Origin of the sequence: Vibrio tubiashii (assembly GCF_028551255.1) — a bacterium.
GTDB classification, from domain to species: Bacteria; Pseudomonadota; Gammaproteobacteria; order Enterobacterales; family Vibrionaceae; genus Vibrio; species Vibrio tubiashii_B.
On the sequence record NZ_CP117029.1, the window covers coordinates 201590 to 220454 of the forward strand.

Consider the following 18865-nt stretch of genomic DNA (forward strand, 5'->3'; position numbering starts at 1 on the left):
AATATGGAGAGGTTTTTGATTGGCGCATGATAAGGATATCTGATGCAAGGCTGGCTAGTGATCACCGTATCACTGATGTATCTCGGACTACTGTTCCTCATTGCTTGGTATGGCGATAAACAGCATAACTGGTTGGCGAAATGGCGACCTTGGATTTACAGCCTATCTATCGCAGTGTACTGCACATCGTGGACATTTTACGGCACCGTCGGACAGGCCAGTAACAATCCTTGGGCATTCCTGCCTATCTATATTGCTCCAATACTCGTCTTTACGCTTGGTTGGCGAATTCTGGCTCGACTGATTATTACCGCCAAACGAGAACATATTACCTCTATTGCTGACTTTATCGCTGCGCGTTATGGCAAATCACAAGGCTTAGCGGTGGTCGTTACCTTGATTGCAGTGGCTGGTATTTTGCCTTACATCGCCCTGCAACTGCGCGGTATTACCATGGGGTTAGAGATCATTTCACCAGAACTGCCGCGAAGTTTCGAAGGCTCAAGCCTTGATGTATCTTGGTTCGTGGTCGGGGCATTGGCCATTTTTACCATGCTGTTTGGTACTCGCCATATTGATAACACTGAGCATCACCGTGGCATGATGATGGCGATTGCGTTTGAATCTATTATCAAGCTGGTGGCATTTCTAGCCGTTGGTCTGTTTATTCTGTTCTTGGCACTGAATCGCAATGACGTTGAACTGGCACAGATTGCACGTCAGACCTACCAATCACCGAACATACCGACTCTAGTTATTCACACCGTGCTAACCATGTTGGCGATTGTCTGTCTGCCACGCCAGTTCCATACCATGGTGGTGGAAAACGAACGCGCGCAAGACCTGCATACTGCGCGTTGGTTGTTTCCTCTTTATTTGATTTTGATGGGCATTTTTGTCTTGCCGATTGCTTGGGTCGGGCAATCTCTGCTGACTGACGCCAGCCCAGATACTTATGTGATTAGCTTACCTATGGCGGTTGGTGCGCAGGATATCGCCTTGCTCGCTTTTCTCGGCGGCACGTCTGCGGCCAGTGGCATGGTGATTGTTTCAACCATCGCTTTGGCAATCATGGTTTCCAATGATTTAGTCATGCCATTGCTGCTGCGCCGAATGCGACTCTCACAGCGCAATCACAGGCACTTCTCTGGTCTGCTACTGATTATTCGCCGTGGGCTCATACTGTTGCTACTGCTCGGAGCTTGGGGTTTTTATCAAGCTCTGGGTAATATTCACTCCCTTTCTGCGATTGGTTTCCTCTCCTTTGCGGCGATCACTCAGTTTGCCCCCGCTTTGATAGGTGGCATGTATTGGCGTCAGGGTAACCGCAAAGGGGTATACGTTGGTTTGGCGGTCGGCTTTACCTTATGGCTGATTACCTTAATGAGCCAAACAGATATGTTGGCGGGTAGCGCGCAAGACAACTTCCTATTGTGGGTGATCACTCCGCCTGAATGGCTGCAAAACCTTAATGTTAAGAATTCAGACTGGGGTATTGTGCTCAGTGTCGCGCTCAACACGCTTTGTTACGTCGTTGTCTCGCTGCTTACTCGTGCCAGTCTAAGTGAGCGCTTGCAGTCGGCTTCGTTTGTGGGTACGCCTCTACCTGAAAGTGAAAACATGAGCTTGTATCAAAGCCGTGTCACAGTGGGTGAGTTAGAGATGCTGGCGTCGCGTTTTGTTGGCAGGCAACGGGTGCGAAGTGCATTTAGGCAATATTGGCAACAGCAAAGAGAAACCTTACTGCCCAACCAACAAGCACCTTCTACTTTAATTCGCCATACCGAAAGGGTGTTGGCTGGGGTTTTTGGTGCCTCATCGGCTAAGTTAGTCCTTACTTCTGCGCTACAAGGCAGAAACATGCAGCTGGAAGAAGTCGCTACCATTGTCGATGAAGCTTCAGAGCTGTATGACTTTAGCCGAGGACTACTGCAAGGGGCGATTGAACATATCGGTCAAGGTATTGCTGTGGTCGATAAGCAGCTTCGTCTTGTGGCATGGAACCAACGTTACTTAGAGCTGTTTACGTTTCCGGCCGGCTTGATTCAGGTAGGTAGGCCGATTGCCGATGTGATACGACACAATGCTGAGTGCGGGTTGTGTGGCCCGGGTGACCCTGAGGAGCATGTGCGCCGACGGGTTTATCATCTTGAACAAGGGACGCGTCATACTTCTTCGCGTGTACGACCTGACGGTCGAGTGATTGAAGTACAGGGCAACCCAATGCCAGGTGGCGGGTTTGTGATGAGCTTTACCGATATCACCGTCTTCCGCGATGCTGAACAAGCCCTAAAAGATGCTAACGAAACCCTTGAAGAACGCGTCCAAGAGCGTACTCAAGAGCTAGAGCAACTGAACAAAAAACTGGTCTCAGCCACTCAACGCTCTGAACATGAATCACAATCCAAATCGCGCTTTTTAGCGGCCGTAAGCCATGACTTAATGCAGCCACTCAATGCTGCTCGTCTGTTCGCCTCATCTTTATCGGAAGTGGCAAAAGAGCCTGAGACCAAGCAGCTTTCCCATCATATTGAAAGTGCCTTAGGGGCCGCTGAAGATTTGATTGGCGATTTACTGGATATCTCGCGTCTAGAATCTGGCAAGCTAGATATCAACGTACATGGTTTTGCGATTAACGATGTTTTATCCAACCTCAATGCGGAGTTTAGTGCGCTTGCCAAGCAGCAGGGTATTGAGTTCACCATGATTCCGAGTCAGCTATTGGTTCAGTCTGACCCGAAACTCTTACGTCGTGTGGTACAGAACTTCTTAACTAATGCGTTTCGCTACAGTCCAAAAGGTAAAGTGGTTCTCGGCGTAAGACGAGTGGGAAGCCAAGCGCGCATCGATGTGTGGGACAATGGCATGGGCATTGATGAGGACAAGCAGCAAGAGATATTTGAAGAGTTTAATCGTGGGACTCAAGTCCGTTCTGATCAGGGCTTAGGACTTGGTCTGGCAATTTCTAAAGGGATAGCTCATGTTCTTGGTCACCAAATCACTATGCGTTCGTGGCCGGGTAAAGGCAGCGTGTTCTCGATTACACTCGCGCGCAGCGAAAAAGCCCTTGAACCTGTAAAAGCTGCACCGGCAAGTTCTACTTCAGACTTGAGTCATTTGAAAGTTCTGTGTGTGGATAACGAAACCGATATATTGGTTGGTATGGAAACCTTGCTCGGCCGCTGGGGGTGCGACGTACGCACTGCTGTTGACTTGGTTAATAGCTTGCAGGCAATAGAAGAAACCTGGGTGCCGGATGTGATTTTGTCTGATTATCGACTCGACAATGGACGCACAGGCTTAGAAGTGCTGCAGCAATGTCGCCTGCGTTTAGGCGATAGCTTTATCGGCGTCATTATTAGTGCAGACCGCACTGATGATATGCTAGATGGTATCAAGTCGAATGGATTTAGCTTTATTCCCAAGCCTGTCAAACCGCTAAAACTCAGGGCGGTGTTGAATAGGGTTTAGAGGAAACAGAACCGGGAACGGGCTGCGCCCTATGGAAGGTTGGATCGCTACGCTGCTGGATAACGGGGTCGGGCTTCGCCCTTCTAGAAACCTAGAGTTGATCTCTTAACCATTGCGGAGAACTTTAGTTATCCAGTTATCCAGTTATCCAGTTATCCAGTTATCGTAAGACAAAGTCCTTTCCCGTATCCAACGAAAAAGGGTTGACGCAAAACGCCAACCCTGAAAAATTCTCCAGCTCTCCAGCTCTCCAGCTCTCCAGCTCTCCAGCTCTCCAGCTCTCCAGCTCTCCAGCTCTCCAGCTCTCCAGCTCTCCAGCTCTCCAGCTCTCCAGCTCTCCAGCTACTCCGTAAACAAAGTCTCGTATTTAACAAACGCAGTTTGAGTTTCGCCGTAATACAAGGTGCCTTCAGACTGAATCGCGACGCGTAGCCAGCTTTCAGCGGATGTTGGTTTCGCTACAGAGATTGCCCAGTGTTGGCCAGTACTATCTGTTGGCTGCATATCCAAAGGTTGAGCACTTTGTTCTTGGCTATCGACAATGGATAGCTTTACACCTTCTAAAGGGAAAGCCGCTTTTAAAGATAAGTCCAAACCGTTCGCGGTTAACTTCTCGGAACGAAACTGCACTTTAAAGTCGCCGTTGGTCATATCACACAGTCCACTGGTGTAGCGGCAGTTAGATTTGGCGGCTAACTTATAGGTTTCGCCTTCTTTCGCGGCATGAGGCTTTTCACTCAGCGCCATATCTGTCCCAAAGTAGGCAATCAGAGAAAGAATTGGGGCAATCAATAATGCGATTAGAAAGTGCTTATTTTTGAACATAAAATACTAATTCCATCAATTATCTGTTCATTTTTACTGGCTAAAATCGCTGATAACTTCGTTAAAGATTTTGAAGGTAGAGCAACTAGCTTGCTGCAATCTTTGCCTTGTTCTAAGCGATTTTTTCTGCGTAACCCCTGAACTTCTAATGAATGGCATTAGTATGCGTCCTTGCTACGGCTCAGGGAATTTCTAATTATTAGAATAAGTTAAGCGAATAAAAAAGCCCCCGAGGGGGCTTTTGTGGCTTAGGTATTATTTTAGTGGTCTACTGCACCGCCAGCGCCTGCTGGTACACGTACGTGTTCAACCAAGTCTTTCACTTCTTGTGGTGTTTCTGCTGTTACTTTCGATACAGCGAATGCGACTGCGAAGTTAAAGACTGCACCAATTGCACCGAATGCGTTTGGTTCAATGCCTAGGAACCAGTTGCTGCCCCAGCTTTCTAGGTAAGTCCAGTCAGCAACAAACAGGATGCCTTTGTGCTGGAATACGTAGAATAGAGTGATACTGATACCTGCAATCATACCCGCGATTGCGCCTTCCTTGTTGATACCCTTGCTGAAGATACCCATCATCAGTGCCGGGAAGATTGAGGAGGCCGCAAGACCAAATGCCAGTGCTACCGTACCTGCTGCAAAGCCTGGCGGGTTGAGGCCGAGATAGCCTGCCACCGCAATCGCCACCGCCATGGAAATCCGACTGGCGAGCAGCTCTTTCTTCTCGGATATATTCGGATTGATGACGCCTTTGATTAAATCATGGGATATCGCAGAGGATATTGCGAGCAATAGACCTGCCGCCGTTGATAGTGCTGCTGCCAGACCACCGGCTGCCACCAAGGCAATCACCCAGTTTGGAAGCTTAGCAATCTCAGGGTTAGCCAGTACCATGATGTCACGGTCAACTTTCAGTTCGTTAGTCGCTGGGTTTGACGTGTATTCAATCAGACCATCACCGTTCTTATCATCAAAGCCTAGTAGACCTGTTTTCTCCCAGTTTTTGAACCAGTCAGGACGCTCATCATAAGCTAGGTGCTGACCTGGAGCTGGGTTTACGGTATCCATTAGGTTTAGACGAGCCATCGCTGATACTGCTGGTGCAGTTGTGTATAGGATAGCGATGAAGACTAGTGCCCAACCTGCTGAAGTACGTGCGTCACGCACTTTAGGTACCGTGAAGAAACGGATGATTACGTGTGGTAGACCCGCAGTACCGATCATTAGCGACATGGTGTAAACAAACATATTGAGTGTGTCGCCACGGACTTGAGTGGTGTATTCACTAAAGCCGAGTTCGGTGACCACTTGGTCGAGCCTATCGAGTAGATAGACGTCGGTGCCTTGGATGGTACTACCGAGACCAATCTGAGGAAGAGGGTGACCAGTCAGTTGCAGAGAGATAAAGATTGCAGGAATAGTGTAAGCTAAAATGAGTACGCAATATTGAGCAATCTGCGTGTAAGTAATCCCTTTCATGCCACCCATTACAGCGTACATGAATACGATACACATACCGATCAGAAGACCAGTAGAGTAATCAACTTCTAGGAAACGACCGAACGCAACACCAACGCCTTTCATCTGACCGATAACATAAGTGACCGACGCGATGATAAGACAGACAACTGCTACGATACGTGCTGCGTTTGAGTAGAAACGCTCACCTACGAACTCTGGTACAGTAAACTTGCCGAACTTACGTAGGTAAGGTGCAAGTAGTAGTGCAAGAAGTACGTAACCGCCAGTCCAACCCATTAGGAATACGGAACCGCCGTAACCCATAAATGCAATCAGACCTGCCATAGAGATAAATGATGCGGCTGACATCCAGTCTGCTGCGGTTGCCATACCGTTGGCGATTGGGTTTACACCACCGCCTGCAACATAAAACTCTTTAGTTGACCCAGCACGTGCCCAAATCGCAATACCGATGTAAAGGATAAAGGTCGCACCAACAACGAGGTAAGTGATAGTTTTCAAATCCATCTGAGTTACTCCTTACTCATCTACGCCGAATTCACGGTCGATTTGGCGCATTTTCCACGCGTAGTAGAAAATAATACCCAGGAAGGCATAGATAGAGCCTTGTTGAGCAAACCAGAAACCAAGCTTGTACCCGCCTAGTTGAAATTGATTGAGTTCATCTACAAATAAAATGCCGCAGCCGAAAGAAACGACAAACCAGATAACCATAAGGCTAACCATTAGTTTTACGTTCTTATCCCAGTAGGCTTTGGCTTTATCCTGACTTTCAAACGCCATTGCCGTCTCCTTACGTGTTCGTTGTTAAGAAAATGTTTCAATATCTACATTAGCAAGGGTGGGGCAAGAACTCTTTTCAACTTTAGTCGCGGTGAGAAAAACAAAAAGCGCCTAAAAATAAGGCGCTTAAGTATTAATGATAGATTTTTGTGATGTTAATGGTGTGTTAAATTAGCCTAAAGTCTAACGTTTTATTGTTAGTCTTATCGATTTTCGTTATCCGGCGTAAAAATCTTTGATCCCCATCAGCAGGTTGCTTACTGCTACAGCCGCAAGAATAAGCCCCATAACACGACTGATAATGGCGGCACCGACATTGCCAATCCACTTCTGAATATGTGTCGCACCAAGAAGTAACAATAGGGTGATAAGTAAAACCGTCACCATGACAGCGGCAGTAATTCCCTGATCGACAAGTGCGTATCTATGATTGTCCGTCAGCATGACAATCGCCATCATCGCTCCCGGAGAAGCGATAGAAGGAATAGCTAAAGGGTAAACCGCCAAATCAGCGAGATCGGAATGACTCACTTCTTCAGAAAGCTTGGTTTCTTGTTCAGGTTTAGACTCGCCAAAGATCATGGTTAGGGCAAACAGTAGTAGCACTAAGCCACCTGCCGCCTGAAATGCAGGCAGAGGTATCTGCATCGCTTCAAGGAGCAACTGACCTGCGACGAGGAAAAACAGTAGTACGCCCGTTGCAATAGCTACGGCCTTTAACGCGACCAAACGGCGCTGTTTAGCGGTGAGATGCTGAGTTTGAGATAAGTAAACCGGGACTGAGCCAATAGGATCGATGACAGCCCACAGGACGACGAATTGAGTAATTAGAACGCTTAGCAAGAGAAGTACTCCCAGAGTTTGTTGAACAGAGGGGTAAATCAGATTGTTGCCTGATTCCTCAAGTGTAGCAAAATTCTAGGAGTAACTTTGTCAGAAACTGGTGAGTTAAGCCTCTGATTCGAGTTGTTGAAGTAAAATAACCGCTTGAGTACGATTTTTTACACCTAACTTACGGAATATCGCCGTCATATGAGCCTTTATTGTTGCTTCTGATACATTTAACTCATAAGCAATCTGCTTATTCAGCAAGCCATCAGATAGCATTCCTAAGACTTTATATTGCTGTGGGGTCAAAGTGGCAATTTTTTCTGCTAAATCATTACACGCTGCGTTGTTGGTAATGGAACCTTCAGGGAAGAAAGGTTCGCCATTGAGCACCTGATTGAGAGCACTGACGAGCTCACGCATATCACTGGATTTAGGAATAAAACCGAATGCGCCATGACTCTTAACCTGAGTCACTACTGACGGTTCTTCACTAGCTGAGACGACCACAATGGGTAAATCAGGATATTCAGCACGCAGTTGAATCAAGCCTGACATGCCGTTTGCTCCAGGCATCTTTAAGTCGAGCAGAAGTAGGTCCGGTTCGTCTTCTTTAGCGAGCAGGGTAAGAAGGGCATCTAACGAGTCGGCTTCTAGCAGATTTGCGCCACTCACCGCCATATGCACCGATTGAAACAGAGCATTGCGAAACAGCGGATGATCATCCGCAATGATAATGGTGTAGGTCGAATCCATGACGTTAACTACTTATGACGGTTTAGTTAATAGAATTATTGTCATCTTTGCGATTGTGGACAATGTTTATCCGCTAAAAGTCTGAACTGTATCGGGTTTTATTAGCGAAATTGCATATAAATGTATGTTGTGACGGAGGAATCTGGAGTGCATCATTGTTCAATGAAAAATTGAAGCGCCAGTGGATAACTGGCGCTGTTTGAAAGCTTAGAGGTTATGGGTGTCCAAATGCTGCAAGAATGTCTCTGCGTTCATAAAGCCAGTAATGCGAGCGTTTGAAACGGACTCTCCATTAGTATCCCAGAACTCGATAGTAGGAAGCCCTAGCACGCTCATCTCTTTCAATAAGGCAATGTCTTGTGGTTGGTTTCGTGTCACGTCTGCTTGCAGTAACACAAAATCCTTGAGGCGCGACTCAACATCAGGCTGGTGGAAGGTGTATTTCTCAAACTCTTTACAGGCGACACACCAGTCGGCGTAGAAATCGAGCATGACCGCTTTGCCGTCCGCTTTTGCTTTAGCAAGTTGTGTGTTGAGCTGTTCAACATTGGCGATACGGATAAACTCTATCTGATTTTGTTTCTGTGCTGTGCTGATCGCGCTCTTACCAAAGTAGTGGTTCAATGCAGGTTGAGCTGAGGCAAATAGACCCAGCACGGCGATGATTCCTACCACGCTCTGTTTCCAGCCACCAAATGGCAGTGAGTTCTTAACATGATATAGCCAACCAAACGCTGCGATGCCGAGCACTGACCATAATCCTGTCGCCCACACCTCAGGCAAGATGCGCTCAAGTAAGAATATTGGCGCAGCCAGTAGAATGAAGCCAAACAGAGTCTTGACTCGGTCCATCCAATTGCCCGCTTTTGGTAGCAGCTTGTTGCCAAAGACAGCGACTAGCATCAATGGGATCCCCATACCTATAGCTAGTGCGTATAGAGCGATACCACCAGTGAGTAGATCGCCACTTTGTGCAACGTACAACAGAGCACCAGAGAGCGGCGCAGTGGTACAAGGTGAACAAACTAAGCCAGAAATCGCTCCCATGGCGAATACGCCCAGTGAACTTCCACCTTGCTGTTTATTGCTTAAATTGTTCAACCATGTCTGAACGCTGCTAGGCAGTTGCAAGCTATAGAGACCAAACATGGAGAGTGCCAGAGCGACAAATAAAACACTTAAACCAACTAAGACATAAGGGTGCTGCATGGCCGCTTGAAATTGCATACCAGCTGACGCAACAACTAGGCCGAGTAAGGTATAAGTCAGTGCCATGCCTTGCACGTAGATAAAGGCCAACCCTAGGGCACGTCCATGGCTAAGCTTACCGCTACCCAAAACAATACTGGTTAAAATTGGGTACATTGGCAGTACGCATGGTGTAAAGGCAAGACCAACACCTAAAGCCAAAAATAGTAGAGGCGTCCACCAGTTGTCACTGAGCTTAGAAGCAAGGTTTGATTCGCTTGAGACAGGTGTTTGCTTTGTTGCTGTTGTTGAATTTGCCGGTTCTTTTTGAGTTGGAATGACAGCATTCGCTTCTTGGAAGTCGAAGCTAGTGACGTCGATAACTCGGGTTTCTGGTGGGTAGCAAAAACCGGCTTTGGCACAGCCTTGGTATTGAACGATCAGGCGTGCCCCATCTTGGTAATTTGCGATCGGAACTTCGACAAACAGTGGTGTCGTGTAAATATTTACTTCACCAAAGAACTCATCTTTGTAAGGTTCTCCATCTCGCATTTCAATATCACCCAGAGTGATATTTTCGCCACTGACAGAAATACGATGTTGATAGAGGTAGTAATCTTCTTTGACTTGCCAATCGAGGAAAACGCGATTCCCTTGTTGGAAAGAATTGAATGGAAAAGCTTGGTCTACCGGAACAAAAGTATTGTTGCTAACGCCAAAGCTTGGTGCGGAGTTTGATTGCTCAAAAACGGCCAAAGCAGGTGCAGAAACAATAGAAAAACACAGCAGAATTAGAGATAAAGCGAAGCGCATAGAAGAGTCACTTAAGTTAAATTTTCATCATTTTAACTCAATCAGACAGAGGAAAGGGGGAATAAGTTTCAACTCGCTATCATTTAGTACATTTTTTGTGTGATGCCTCCCCAAAGAAATGGGGCTCTTAGAGGAGGCAATAAAGTACTAAGCGACACCTAATCGCGCACGAACCACACGTTCACACGCATCAATGTTGTCAGTATCTTTCGGGATGACAAGTACCGTGTCGTTACCGCCAACCGTGCCTAAGATCTCGGTGTGAGGATCAATATCGACTAAACGAGCAACAAGTTGTGCGCTACCTGGGTGGGTTTTGACCACCACCATGGCTTGGTTATGAGTAATGAATTCTATCTGGGAAGAGATAGAAGACTCGACACGTACCGGAGCCGTTTCAACGGTAATGCAGTAAACCTTCTTACCACACGCATTCTGGACTTTCACTACACCTAACTGAGACAGCAATCTAGAGACGGTTGATTGACTGATACCCTCGAAACCAATATCTACTAAGGCTTCACGGAGCTCATTTTGAGTGCTAAAACTTTGCTGTTGCAGCAGACGTTTGCATGCCGCGGTTAGCGTTTTGTCTTCACTGTAGTCAATAGTGGTTGCGTTTAGAGTTTCACTCATGGGAACTCCTTAAAAAACATGACGTAGGGATGATTCGTCCATGTAACTATCAGCACTTAACTCCATCTAGGTGCCGTACTATTTGATTGAGCGGTCACTTCTTTTTTTTTGGTGACTTATATTTGATGCGATCATAATACCACCAAAGTATATGTGGCTTTGTGAGAGTGATCGCCAAATAAATAACTGCTTTAACGGATGTTTTTTGGATAAATGTTCTGATGGAAAGTGGATATTTATTCCTGATTGGGAATAAATATCCAGCTTAATTTTAGAGGGAGCGTAGCGAGATTAAGCGCTGATTGCTTAGCGCGCTTCCGTCATGATTTCGCGTGAGAATACTTTTTCACAGTAATGGCATTTTAGCTGCACATTCTCTTTCTTTTGCTGCACATTAAAGCGACTTTCTACTGGTTCTCCGTGTGAAATACAGTTGCTATTCGGGCACTCAAACACACTTTCAATGCTTTCTGGAAGCACAAGATTAAGCTTGTTGACGACCTTGTATTCTTCAATCTGATTCACTGTTGCTTTTGGAGCGTAAAGCGCCAGTTGGTTCGCTTGCTCTTTAGTCAGGTAGATGTTTTCAATCTTGATCAGGTCTTTAGCACCTAGCGCTGAAGAAGGCAGGTTTAAACCTATCGTAATACGCTCATTTGACTTGTGCATCTTGAACAGTTTCAGTACCTTGATGCCAATGTTTGCAGGAATATGGTCAATGACAGAGCCGTTGCGAATCGCTTCTACTTGTAGTTGAGTTTCTTTTACCATGATAGTTCTCCTGCGGATTAAAGAGTTTCGTTCAAGACTAGGGCTAGCAGAGCTTCGCGCGCATAAACGCCATTTTCAGCTTGCTCGAAGTAGTAAGCGTGTTTGGTCTTATCGACATCTGTGGTGATCTCGTCAACACGTGGTAGTGGGTGAAGCACTTTTAGGTTGTCGCGCGCGCCTTCTAGAGTTGCTGCTGTAAGGATGAAGGCTGATTTCATGTGGGCGTACTCTGACTCATCAAAACGTTCTTTTTGCACTCGCGTCATGTAAAGCACATCCAGCTCAGGAACCACTTCTTCAATGTTGTTGTGCATACTGAACTTGATACCCGCTTCCTCTAACTCTTCGCAGATGTAGTCAGGCATAGCCAACGCATCTGGCGCGATAAAGAAGAAGCGCACATTGTTAAATTTTGCCAGTGCTTGAGTCAGTGAGTGCACAGTGCGGCCATATTTAAGGTCCCCTACGAAAGCAACGTTGAGGTTATCAAGCGTGCCTTGCGTTTCGTGGATAGAGAATAAGTCGAGCAGAGTTTGGGTTGGGTGTTGGTTTGCGCCGTCGCCACCGTTAATGATTGGCACACCATTAGAGAACTCAGACGCTAAACGCGCAGCTCCTTCTTGAGGATGGCGCATCACAAAGGCATCAACATAGGAAGCGATGACTTGTACCGAGTCAGCCAAGGTTTCCCCTTTTTTAGCCAGAGAGGTGTTACCCCCGTTATCGAAGCCAATCACGCTGCCGCCTAAACGCTCAACGGCGGTTTCAAACGACAGACGGGTACGAGTCGATGGTTCGAAGAAGCAACTCGCCACGACTTTGTTTTTTAGTAGCTCAGGGTTTGGTTCTGCTTTTAAGCGTGCTGCAGTATCGACGATAAGTTCAAGCTCGTTGCGGCTGAGCTCAGGGATGGAGATGATGTGCTTGTTAAATAACGAATGCGCCATAGCTGTATTTCCTCGCCTCATAGATGACAGACAAAAAAAAGCCCCCTAACAATAGGAGGCTGATAAAGGATCGATGGAGAACAAAAATAAAACAGCTGACGTCCCTGATTCAGGGCGCGTTTTGTAGCAACGATGGGTTACTAGTAGCTGAAACATTTTGTACTCCTTAGACAAATTGCGGAGGATTATACGGACAAAATTACGCGACGCAAGCGTTTGCGCAAAGTATCCAGGAATTGGATTTTTATGCGAAATTGACTGTTTTTGATGAGCTTTTCGCAGCCGTTGTCGGAACTTGTTTGGAGGGTGGTTGAGAGGTTTTTTGTAGTCAGCGGAATGAAAAAAAATGCGGGCTTTATTCAGAGCCTCTGAATGCCACCCGCATTTCCCTGCAAACCACTCGTGATACCTATGGATTAATTCCGTGATATAGAGTGTTCGCGATTAATATCTTTGAGTGATATTAGTCGCCTAGTGTTGCTACCATCACTGCTTTGATAGTGTGCATACGGTTCTCTGCTTCATCGAAGACGATAGAGTGTTTAGATTCAACAACTTCATCTGTTACTTCTACGCCATCTTTAAGTTGTGGGTACTCAGCCGCTAGCTGTTTACCAACGGTAGTATCTTCGCCATGGAATGCAGGTAGACAGTGCATGAATTTCACATGTGGGTTACCTGTAGCTTTTAGCATTTCCATGTTCACTTGGTAAGGCATCATTAGGTTGATACGCTCAGCCCATGCTTCTTTCGCTTCACCCATAGATACCCATACGTCTGTGTATAGGTAATCACAGCCTTGAACGCCTTCTTGTACGTCTTCAGTCAGAGTGATTTTCGCACCAGTTTCTTCAGCGATTTCGCGGCAAGTCGCTACTAGCTCTTCTTCTGGCCAGAACGCTTTAGGAGCCACTAGGCGGATGTCCATACCCATCTTCGCCGCACCAACCATTAGAGAGTTACCCATGTTGTTGCGAGCGTCGCCTAGGTAAGCAAACTTCATTTCATGTAGCTGTTTACCGCGGCCGTGTTCCATCATAGTTAGGAAGTCAGCTAGGATTTGCGTTGGGTGGAACTCGTCTGTTAGGCCATTCCATACAGGAACACCAGCGTACGCGCCTAGCTCTTCAACGATTTCTTGACCAAAGCCGCGGTACTCGATGCCGTCGTACATGCGACCAAGAACGCGAGCAGTATCTTTCATTGACTCTTTGTGACCGATTTGAGAACCCGATGGGCCTAAGTAAGAAACTTGAGCGCCTTGGTCAAATGCTGCAACTTCAAATGCACAACGAGTACGAGTAGAGGTTTTCTCGAAAATTAGAGCAATGTTTTTGCCTTTTAGACGAGGTTGTTCATAGCCGTTGTATTTCGCTTTTTTAAGTTCCGCAGATAGATCCAACATGTGTTGAATTTCACGTGGAGTAAAGTCTAATAGTTTTAGGAAGTTACGGTTGCGTAGGTTAAAAGCCATGATGTTTTCCTTCTTTGTTTTGATTGCGCTCTCTTGGTTGCAGGGAAAGAGGTAAGAAAGCGCATAAATAAGTAATGTTTGTATAACTTTTGCTTCCACAGTGGGGAGCGAGATAGAATCACCTTAAGTTCAACGAGGGTCTGGTTATTCAATCTCGCTCCAGTTGTGGAGTTACGAGTCGGTTAGCCTTTGGTGATATTGGTACCCGCGGTGCCTTGAAGAATGCGTAAACCATCTTCTAGAGAACCAATGCCGACCACTTTGCCACCTTGTTTAATGAACTCGCATGACGCTTCGATCTTCGGTCCCATTGAGCCAGCATCAAATTGGTACTGAGCCAGTTCAGATGGATTAGTGCTGCGGAGAGCATGTTGAGTTGGTTTGCCCCAATCTAGGTAAACTGCATCAGCGTCAGTCAGGATAAGTAGCGCATCGGCGTCTAGTTGTTTTGCTAGGAATGCAGCAGACATGTCTTTGTCGATAACCGCTTCAACACCAACTAATTTGCCGTTTTCGCGTTTGACTGGAATACCGCCACCGCCAGTACAGATAACCAAGTGGCCTTGCTCGATAAGTGCAGTAATCGCTTCATGTTCAATGATGCCTGTAGGCTGTGGGCTTGGGACTACGCGGCGGAAGTGTTGGCCGTCTGGCTTGATTGTCCAGCGGTACTTCTCTGCTAGCTCACGCGCTTCTGCTTCTTCGTAAATTGGGCCGATAGGCTTGGTTGGATCGGCGAATGCAGGATCGCTTGGGTCAACCGTCATTTGAGTCAACATGCAAGTCGCGTTGACGTTAGGCATTTGGTTTTTAAACTCTTGCATCAGCATGTAGCCGATCATGCCTTGAGTTTCACTGCCCAGTACATCGAGTGGGTACGGAGCGACTTTTTTGTATTCCAAACCTTGTAGAGCAAGTAGGCCAACTTGTGGGCCGTTACCGTGCACAAGCACTACGTTGTACTCTTGCGCGATTTCAGAAATTGTCTTAACCGCAATCTCAATGTTTTGGCGCTGAACTTCAGCTTCTAATGGCTCGCCGCGGCGAAGGAGGGCGTTACCGCCAAGTGCTACAACTACTGTTTGTTTAGTCATTGCTTTAATCTCTCTGCAGGGGGCAGGAGCAAAAGGGCTCCCGCCAACTAATCACTTACTTAAATACCGTCACGCTCGATTGGGCAGCTCATGCAGCGAGCGCCACCACGACCACGGCCTAGCTCGTCACCTGGGATAGGTAGAACAGTGATGCCCGCTTTGTCGTATTTCTCGTTGGTGTAAGTGTTGCCTTCGTAGCCAACAACCACGCCTGGCTTCACAGTCAGTACGTTGTTTGCATCGTTCCACTGCTCACGTTCTGCGTGGAAGTTGTCACCACCTGTTGTGATAAGGTTGAGCTTGTCGACACCAAGTGCTTTCTCGATAGCGGTTACGAAGTAGCCCTCTTCTTTCACATTCACCGCACCAGACTCATCGCCAGTTAGGCTCCAACATTTCACGTCTTTACGAACCACTTCTGGGTAAACAGAGAAGGTATCTTCGTTCATGTGAGTCATAACGGTGTCTAGGTGCATGCAAGAGCGGTGTTTAGGTAGCTCCATCGCAATGATTTGTTTCGCTTGGCCGTGCTTGAATAGACCAGAAGCTAGGTGCTCAACACCTTGTGCGGTTGTACGCTCAGACATACCGATAAGTACCGTGCCACGACCAAGAACCAATACGTCGCCGCCTTCGATAGTTGAGTTGTCGTAGTTGATTGTCTCTTCGTCGCCGAAGTACTTAATGAAGTCTTGGCCTGCGAAGGTTGGGTGCCAGCGGTAAATCGCACGAACATGGTTTGTTTCACGTTGACGAGCAGGTTTTGCCATTGGGTTGATTGATACGCCACCGTATACCCAGCAAGAAGTGTCACGAGTAAATAGGTGGTTTGGTAGAGGCTCAATGATGAAATCAGTTGGAGCGTGCAGACCTTGCATCATTGAAGAAGATTTCATTGGCATTTCAGCGTAAGAAAGGCCACCAGTCAGAATTTTCGCTAGCTCTAGATTAGGTAGGTCACCTAAGTAGCAGCGTACATCGTTAGCGAAGGTTTTGCCTAAGCGGTAATCTGATACTTGGCGGCTAAGTAGCCAGTCTTTGGCTTCTGGAACAGCAAGCGTGTCTGCTAGTAGGTCTGTAAGAAGTAGCACTTCCACACCTTGATCACGCAATGTTTGAGTGAATACGTCGTGCTCTTTACCTGCACGCTCAACTGCCAATACGTCATCAAATAGCAGATCGTGACAGTTAGAAGGTGTCAGGTGAGTCAGAGCTCGTCTAGGGCGGTGAACAAGAACGCGACGTAATTGACCGATTTCAGAACCTACGTATAACTTACTCATGATCGTATCTCTCTTATATTTAAATTAGTCTTAATATTTAAAAACTAATATTTAATTTGTAGGGAATAGAAGCGTGAATTTATTTATTCACTTATTTTGTTTCTGGAACTCATATTACGCCTGTTGGCGGGGGAATCTTAGAGATCAATCACAGTTCGATTTTTATGCTCCAGGCCTTGATTTACAAGGGTTTTAACAATATCTATGCAGTTGTTATTGAGCTGTAACACCCCTAATTAGCCACTCAGTGTGGAACTTTATGCAGGTAAATATCCAAGATGCTAGATAAATAATAACTAGTCGGAAAAATATGCACTAAAAATTTAGTGACAATAAATTGAATAAAGCGGAAATATGCAATGAATCTTTCTAGATAATTGCTTTTGAGGTGTGAATTAATCGTTTTATAACAAAATATTTGGTAATAATTGTTGTGCTGATCACATATTAATATTTGCACCGATTTAATTAGAGGGATTTATTTAATTAATAAAGTTTATTGGTTGGGATACTTTTTCTAATTCAAATGATTGAAATGGGAACGGACTACGTCCTAGGAAGAACTGGATCGCTACGCTGCTGGATAACGGGATCGGGCTTCTTATTTGAGAGGAGGAGCGGTGCTATATCCCGTCATTCCCTAGACTGACGAAGGAAGGAGTAGGGAATCTCTATAGGTCATCTACTTGCTTGAAGAGATCCCCAACTCGCTCGTACCTCGCTCTTGAGGATGACAGGATAACCTATTGAATAAAAGGGTTGACCTTAAGTGCCAACCCTCAACAATGTCTCCAGCTCTCCAAACACAAGAAAAGCCGCACTATGGCGGCTTTGAGGGCGGCTCACTTCCTGTGAGCCAGGGTAAGGAAAAGAAAGTTTATCTATTAGATAAGAGCACCAATACTTAGAACCAGGATGCAGAACAGAGTCAGAATCGCGAGTAGCGGTGCGACCCATTTCACCCAGCGTACGTATGGGACGCGAGCGATAGCCAAACCACCCATAACCACAGCTGAAGTTGGTGTAATTAAGTTAACCAGGCCTGACGCTGATTGGTATGCAGTGATAACGAGTTCACGACCAACACCTGCAAAGTCTGCGAGTGGCGCCATGATTGGCATAGTAAGTACCGCTAGGCCTGACGTAGAAGGTACAAGGAATGACAGTAGAATTTCGAGGAAGAACATCACGTTGATGAACACCACAGACGATAGACCCGTTACCATTTGTTCTGCTGAGAACAGGATAGTATCTGTGATCATACCGCGGTCCATCACCACGACGATACCACGTGCGATACCGATAATCAGTGCAACACCAAGTAGGTCACGGGCGCCATCAATAAAGCTGCTTGTAAACTCTTCTTCACTCATGCGTGCGACTAGGCCAACAATGATAGTTGCGGCTAGGAACATTGCAGAGATCTCTGCCATCCACCAACCTGCAACCGATACGCCGTAGATCATCACACCAAATGAGCCACCGAAGATAGTTAGGATAATCTTACGAGTAGTCGTGAACTCCATGCCTTCTTCAGATTGGTTACCAAGGAAGTGAGCTTTGTTTTCTTCGTACTTATCGTAAACGATAGATTTAGATTGGTCGGCGCGAACCATGCGTGCATAGCGCATAACGTAAGCAACACAGATAGCGTAACCAATCACTAGCATGATAACGCGCAGCATGATGCCGTCAGTGAATGGAATGCCTGAAGCGTTAGCTGCGATAACCGTTGCGAATGGGTTAATGGTTGAACCGAGCACACCGATACCTGCGCCTAGTAATACCGTAGCGGCTGCAACTAATGGGTCAAAGCGAGCTGCCATCATCACAGGAACAAGCAAGGTGTAGAAAGGTAGTGACTCTTCCGCCATACCGTAGACAGTACCACCTGCAGCAAACAGTGCCATCAGAATAGGTATCATCATCTCTTCACGCCCTTCAAGGCGATGGGTTACACGCTCGATACCCGCGTCAATTGCCCCGGTTTTGGTTACTAGACCTAAGAAGCCACCGATAACAAGGATAAATAGCGAAACGTCGATAGCGGCTGCTTCATAGCTGTTGTGGTCGTAGAAGCCATCAATTGGTGCGAGCAGAACATCAATCACGCCTTGTGGGTTGCCTTCAACTGCCTGATAAGTACCTGTTACAGGAACTTCACGACCAAGATCTTCGTTCATTGCTCGGTCGTATTGGCCAGCAGGAACTATCCAGGTCAGCATTGCTACAAGTGCAATTAAGACAAAAAGAATCGTATATGCAGAAGGGAACTTAAAGTTGGCAAAGAAGCCGCCTTTTTTTTCTTCAGTCGGTACAGTTTGGGTTGTCATGGCTATCTCCTTACTTTTATTTATATACCAATAAATAAAAGTGAATCAGCGACTCATAGTTATTAGGAATTAAATAACTTATGTAGGGTAAGTTATTGGTATTCGATTTATAGATTGGGCTTCACTGTCAAATCCGCCCTTTGACGCTATTTTAAAAGCACTCTTAACGACTAACTTTGGTG

At 46.4% G+C, this 18865-nt stretch carries 14 protein-coding genes; 1 reads left to right on the forward strand and 13 read right to left on the reverse strand.

The features are described 5' to 3' along the window. Positions 1-42 precede the first annotated feature (42 nt). Entirely contained in the window at positions 43-3471 is a 3429-nt protein-coding gene (locus LYZ37_RS00940; protein ID WP_272786143.1) for a PAS domain-containing hybrid sensor histidine kinase/response regulator, read from the forward strand. 342 nt (positions 3472-3813) lie between these two features. Here LYZ37_RS00940 and LYZ37_RS00945 read toward each other — a convergent pair whose 3' ends face one another. From LYZ37_RS00945 to LYZ37_RS01005, 13 genes are all read right to left on the reverse strand, one after another. Continuing rightward, positions 3814-4296, reverse strand: a complete 483-nt coding sequence (locus tag LYZ37_RS00945) for a hypothetical protein (RefSeq protein WP_004742961.1) — start codon at positions 4294-4296, stop codon at positions 3814-3816. Between the two features lie 260 nt (positions 4297-4556). Next, entirely contained in the window at positions 4557-6284 is a 1728-nt protein-coding gene (locus LYZ37_RS00950) for a sodium:solute symporter family protein (protein ID WP_004742962.1), read from the reverse strand. A gap of 12 nt (positions 6285-6296) precedes the next feature. Then, a complete protein-coding gene (locus tag LYZ37_RS00955) occupies positions 6297-6560 on the reverse strand; it encodes a DUF4212 domain-containing protein (protein ID WP_272786144.1) in 264 nt (87 codons plus the stop codon). A 216-nt stretch (positions 6561-6776) separates the two neighbouring features. After that, on the reverse strand, positions 6777-7403 hold the full coding sequence (locus tag LYZ37_RS00960) for a MarC family protein (RefSeq protein ID WP_004742964.1): 627 nt from the start codon (positions 7401-7403) through the stop codon (positions 6777-6779). 105 nt (positions 7404-7508) lie between these two features. Then, complete coding sequence (locus tag LYZ37_RS00965; RefSeq protein ID WP_239826959.1) at positions 7509-8144, reverse strand: response regulator transcription factor; 636 nt, start codon at positions 8142-8144, stop codon at positions 7509-7511. Between the two features lie 207 nt (positions 8145-8351). After that, on the reverse strand, positions 8352-10145 hold the full coding sequence (locus LYZ37_RS00970; RefSeq protein WP_272786145.1) for a protein-disulfide reductase DsbD: 1794 nt from the start codon (positions 10143-10145) through the stop codon (positions 8352-8354). A gap of 147 nt (positions 10146-10292) precedes the next feature. Continuing rightward, positions 10293-10781 (reverse strand): arginine repressor, encoded by a 489-nt coding sequence (locus tag LYZ37_RS00975; RefSeq protein WP_004742967.1) that lies wholly within the window; start codon positions 10779-10781, stop codon positions 10293-10295. A 306-nt stretch (positions 10782-11087) separates the two neighbouring features. Beyond that, positions 11088-11552, reverse strand: coding sequence for an aspartate carbamoyltransferase regulatory subunit (pyrI, locus tag LYZ37_RS00980; RefSeq protein ID WP_004742968.1), 465 nt, complete (start codon positions 11550-11552; stop codon positions 11088-11090). A gap of 17 nt (positions 11553-11569) precedes the next feature. Next, the gene (pyrB, locus tag LYZ37_RS00985; RefSeq protein ID WP_272786146.1) at positions 11570-12499 is read right to left on the reverse strand and encodes an aspartate carbamoyltransferase; all 930 of its coding nucleotides are present in this window, start codon (positions 12497-12499) and stop codon (positions 11570-11572) included. 463 nt (positions 12500-12962) lie between these two features. Further along, on the reverse strand, positions 12963-13973 hold the full coding sequence (locus LYZ37_RS00990; RefSeq protein WP_004742778.1) for an ornithine carbamoyltransferase: 1011 nt from the start codon (positions 13971-13973) through the stop codon (positions 12963-12965). A 182-nt stretch (positions 13974-14155) separates the two neighbouring features. Then, a complete protein-coding gene (arcC, locus tag LYZ37_RS00995; RefSeq protein ID WP_004742779.1) occupies positions 14156-15067 on the reverse strand; it encodes a carbamate kinase in 912 nt (303 codons plus the stop codon). 59 nt (positions 15068-15126) lie between these two features. Then, a complete protein-coding gene (gene arcA / locus LYZ37_RS01000; RefSeq protein ID WP_171323699.1) occupies positions 15127-16350 on the reverse strand; it encodes an arginine deiminase in 1224 nt (407 codons plus the stop codon). Positions 16351-17234: 884 nt separating this feature from the next. After that, positions 17235-18683: a YfcC family protein gene (locus tag LYZ37_RS01005; protein ID WP_272786147.1), complete on the reverse strand. Its 1449-nt coding sequence runs from the start codon at positions 18681-18683 to the stop codon at positions 17235-17237. Positions 18684-18865 lie beyond the last annotated feature (182 nt).

What these genes read in the sequence shown, in the direction of transcription:
- LYZ37_RS00955 (WP_272786144.1), bottom strand. Translation starts at nt 6,560, where the DNA reads ATGGCGTTTGAAAGTCAGGATAAAGCCAAAGCCTACTGGGATAAGAAC.
- LYZ37_RS00990 (WP_004742778.1), bottom strand. Translation starts at nt 13,973, where the DNA reads ATGGCTTTTAACCTACGCAACCGTAACTTCCTAAAACTATTAGACTTT.
- LYZ37_RS00945 (WP_004742961.1), bottom strand. Translation starts at nt 4,296, where the DNA reads ATGTTCAAAAATAAGCACTTTCTAATCGCATTATTGATTGCCCCAATT.
- LYZ37_RS00940 (WP_272786143.1), top strand. Translation starts at nt 43, where the DNA reads ATGCAAGGCTGGCTAGTGATCACCGTATCACTGATGTATCTCGGACTA.
- arcC (WP_004742779.1), bottom strand. Translation starts at nt 15,067, where the DNA reads ATGACTAAACAAACAGTAGTTGTAGCACTTGGCGGTAACGCCCTCCTT.
- LYZ37_RS00950 (WP_004742962.1), bottom strand. Translation starts at nt 6,284, where the DNA reads ATGGATTTGAAAACTATCACTTACCTCGTTGTTGGTGCGACCTTTATC.
- pyrI (WP_004742968.1), bottom strand. Translation starts at nt 11,552, where the DNA reads ATGGTAAAAGAAACTCAACTACAAGTAGAAGCGATTCGCAACGGCTCT.
- LYZ37_RS00975 (WP_004742967.1), bottom strand. Translation starts at nt 10,781, where the DNA reads ATGAGTGAAACTCTAAACGCAACCACTATTGACTACAGTGAAGACAAA.
- arcA (WP_171323699.1), bottom strand. Translation starts at nt 16,350, where the DNA reads ATGAGTAAGTTATACGTAGGTTCTGAAATCGGTCAATTACGTCGCGTT.
- LYZ37_RS00965 (WP_239826959.1), bottom strand. Translation starts at nt 8,144, where the DNA reads ATGGATTCGACCTACACCATTATCATTGCGGATGATCATCCGCTGTTT.
- LYZ37_RS00970 (WP_272786145.1), bottom strand. Translation starts at nt 10,145, where the DNA reads ATGCGCTTCGCTTTATCTCTAATTCTGCTGTGTTTTTCTATTGTTTCT.
- LYZ37_RS01005 (WP_272786147.1), bottom strand. Translation starts at nt 18,683, where the DNA reads ATGACAACCCAAACTGTACCGACTGAAGAAAAAAAAGGCGGCTTCTTT.
- pyrB (WP_272786146.1), bottom strand. Translation starts at nt 12,499, where the DNA reads ATGGCGCATTCGTTATTTAACAAGCACATCATCTCCATCCCTGAGCTC.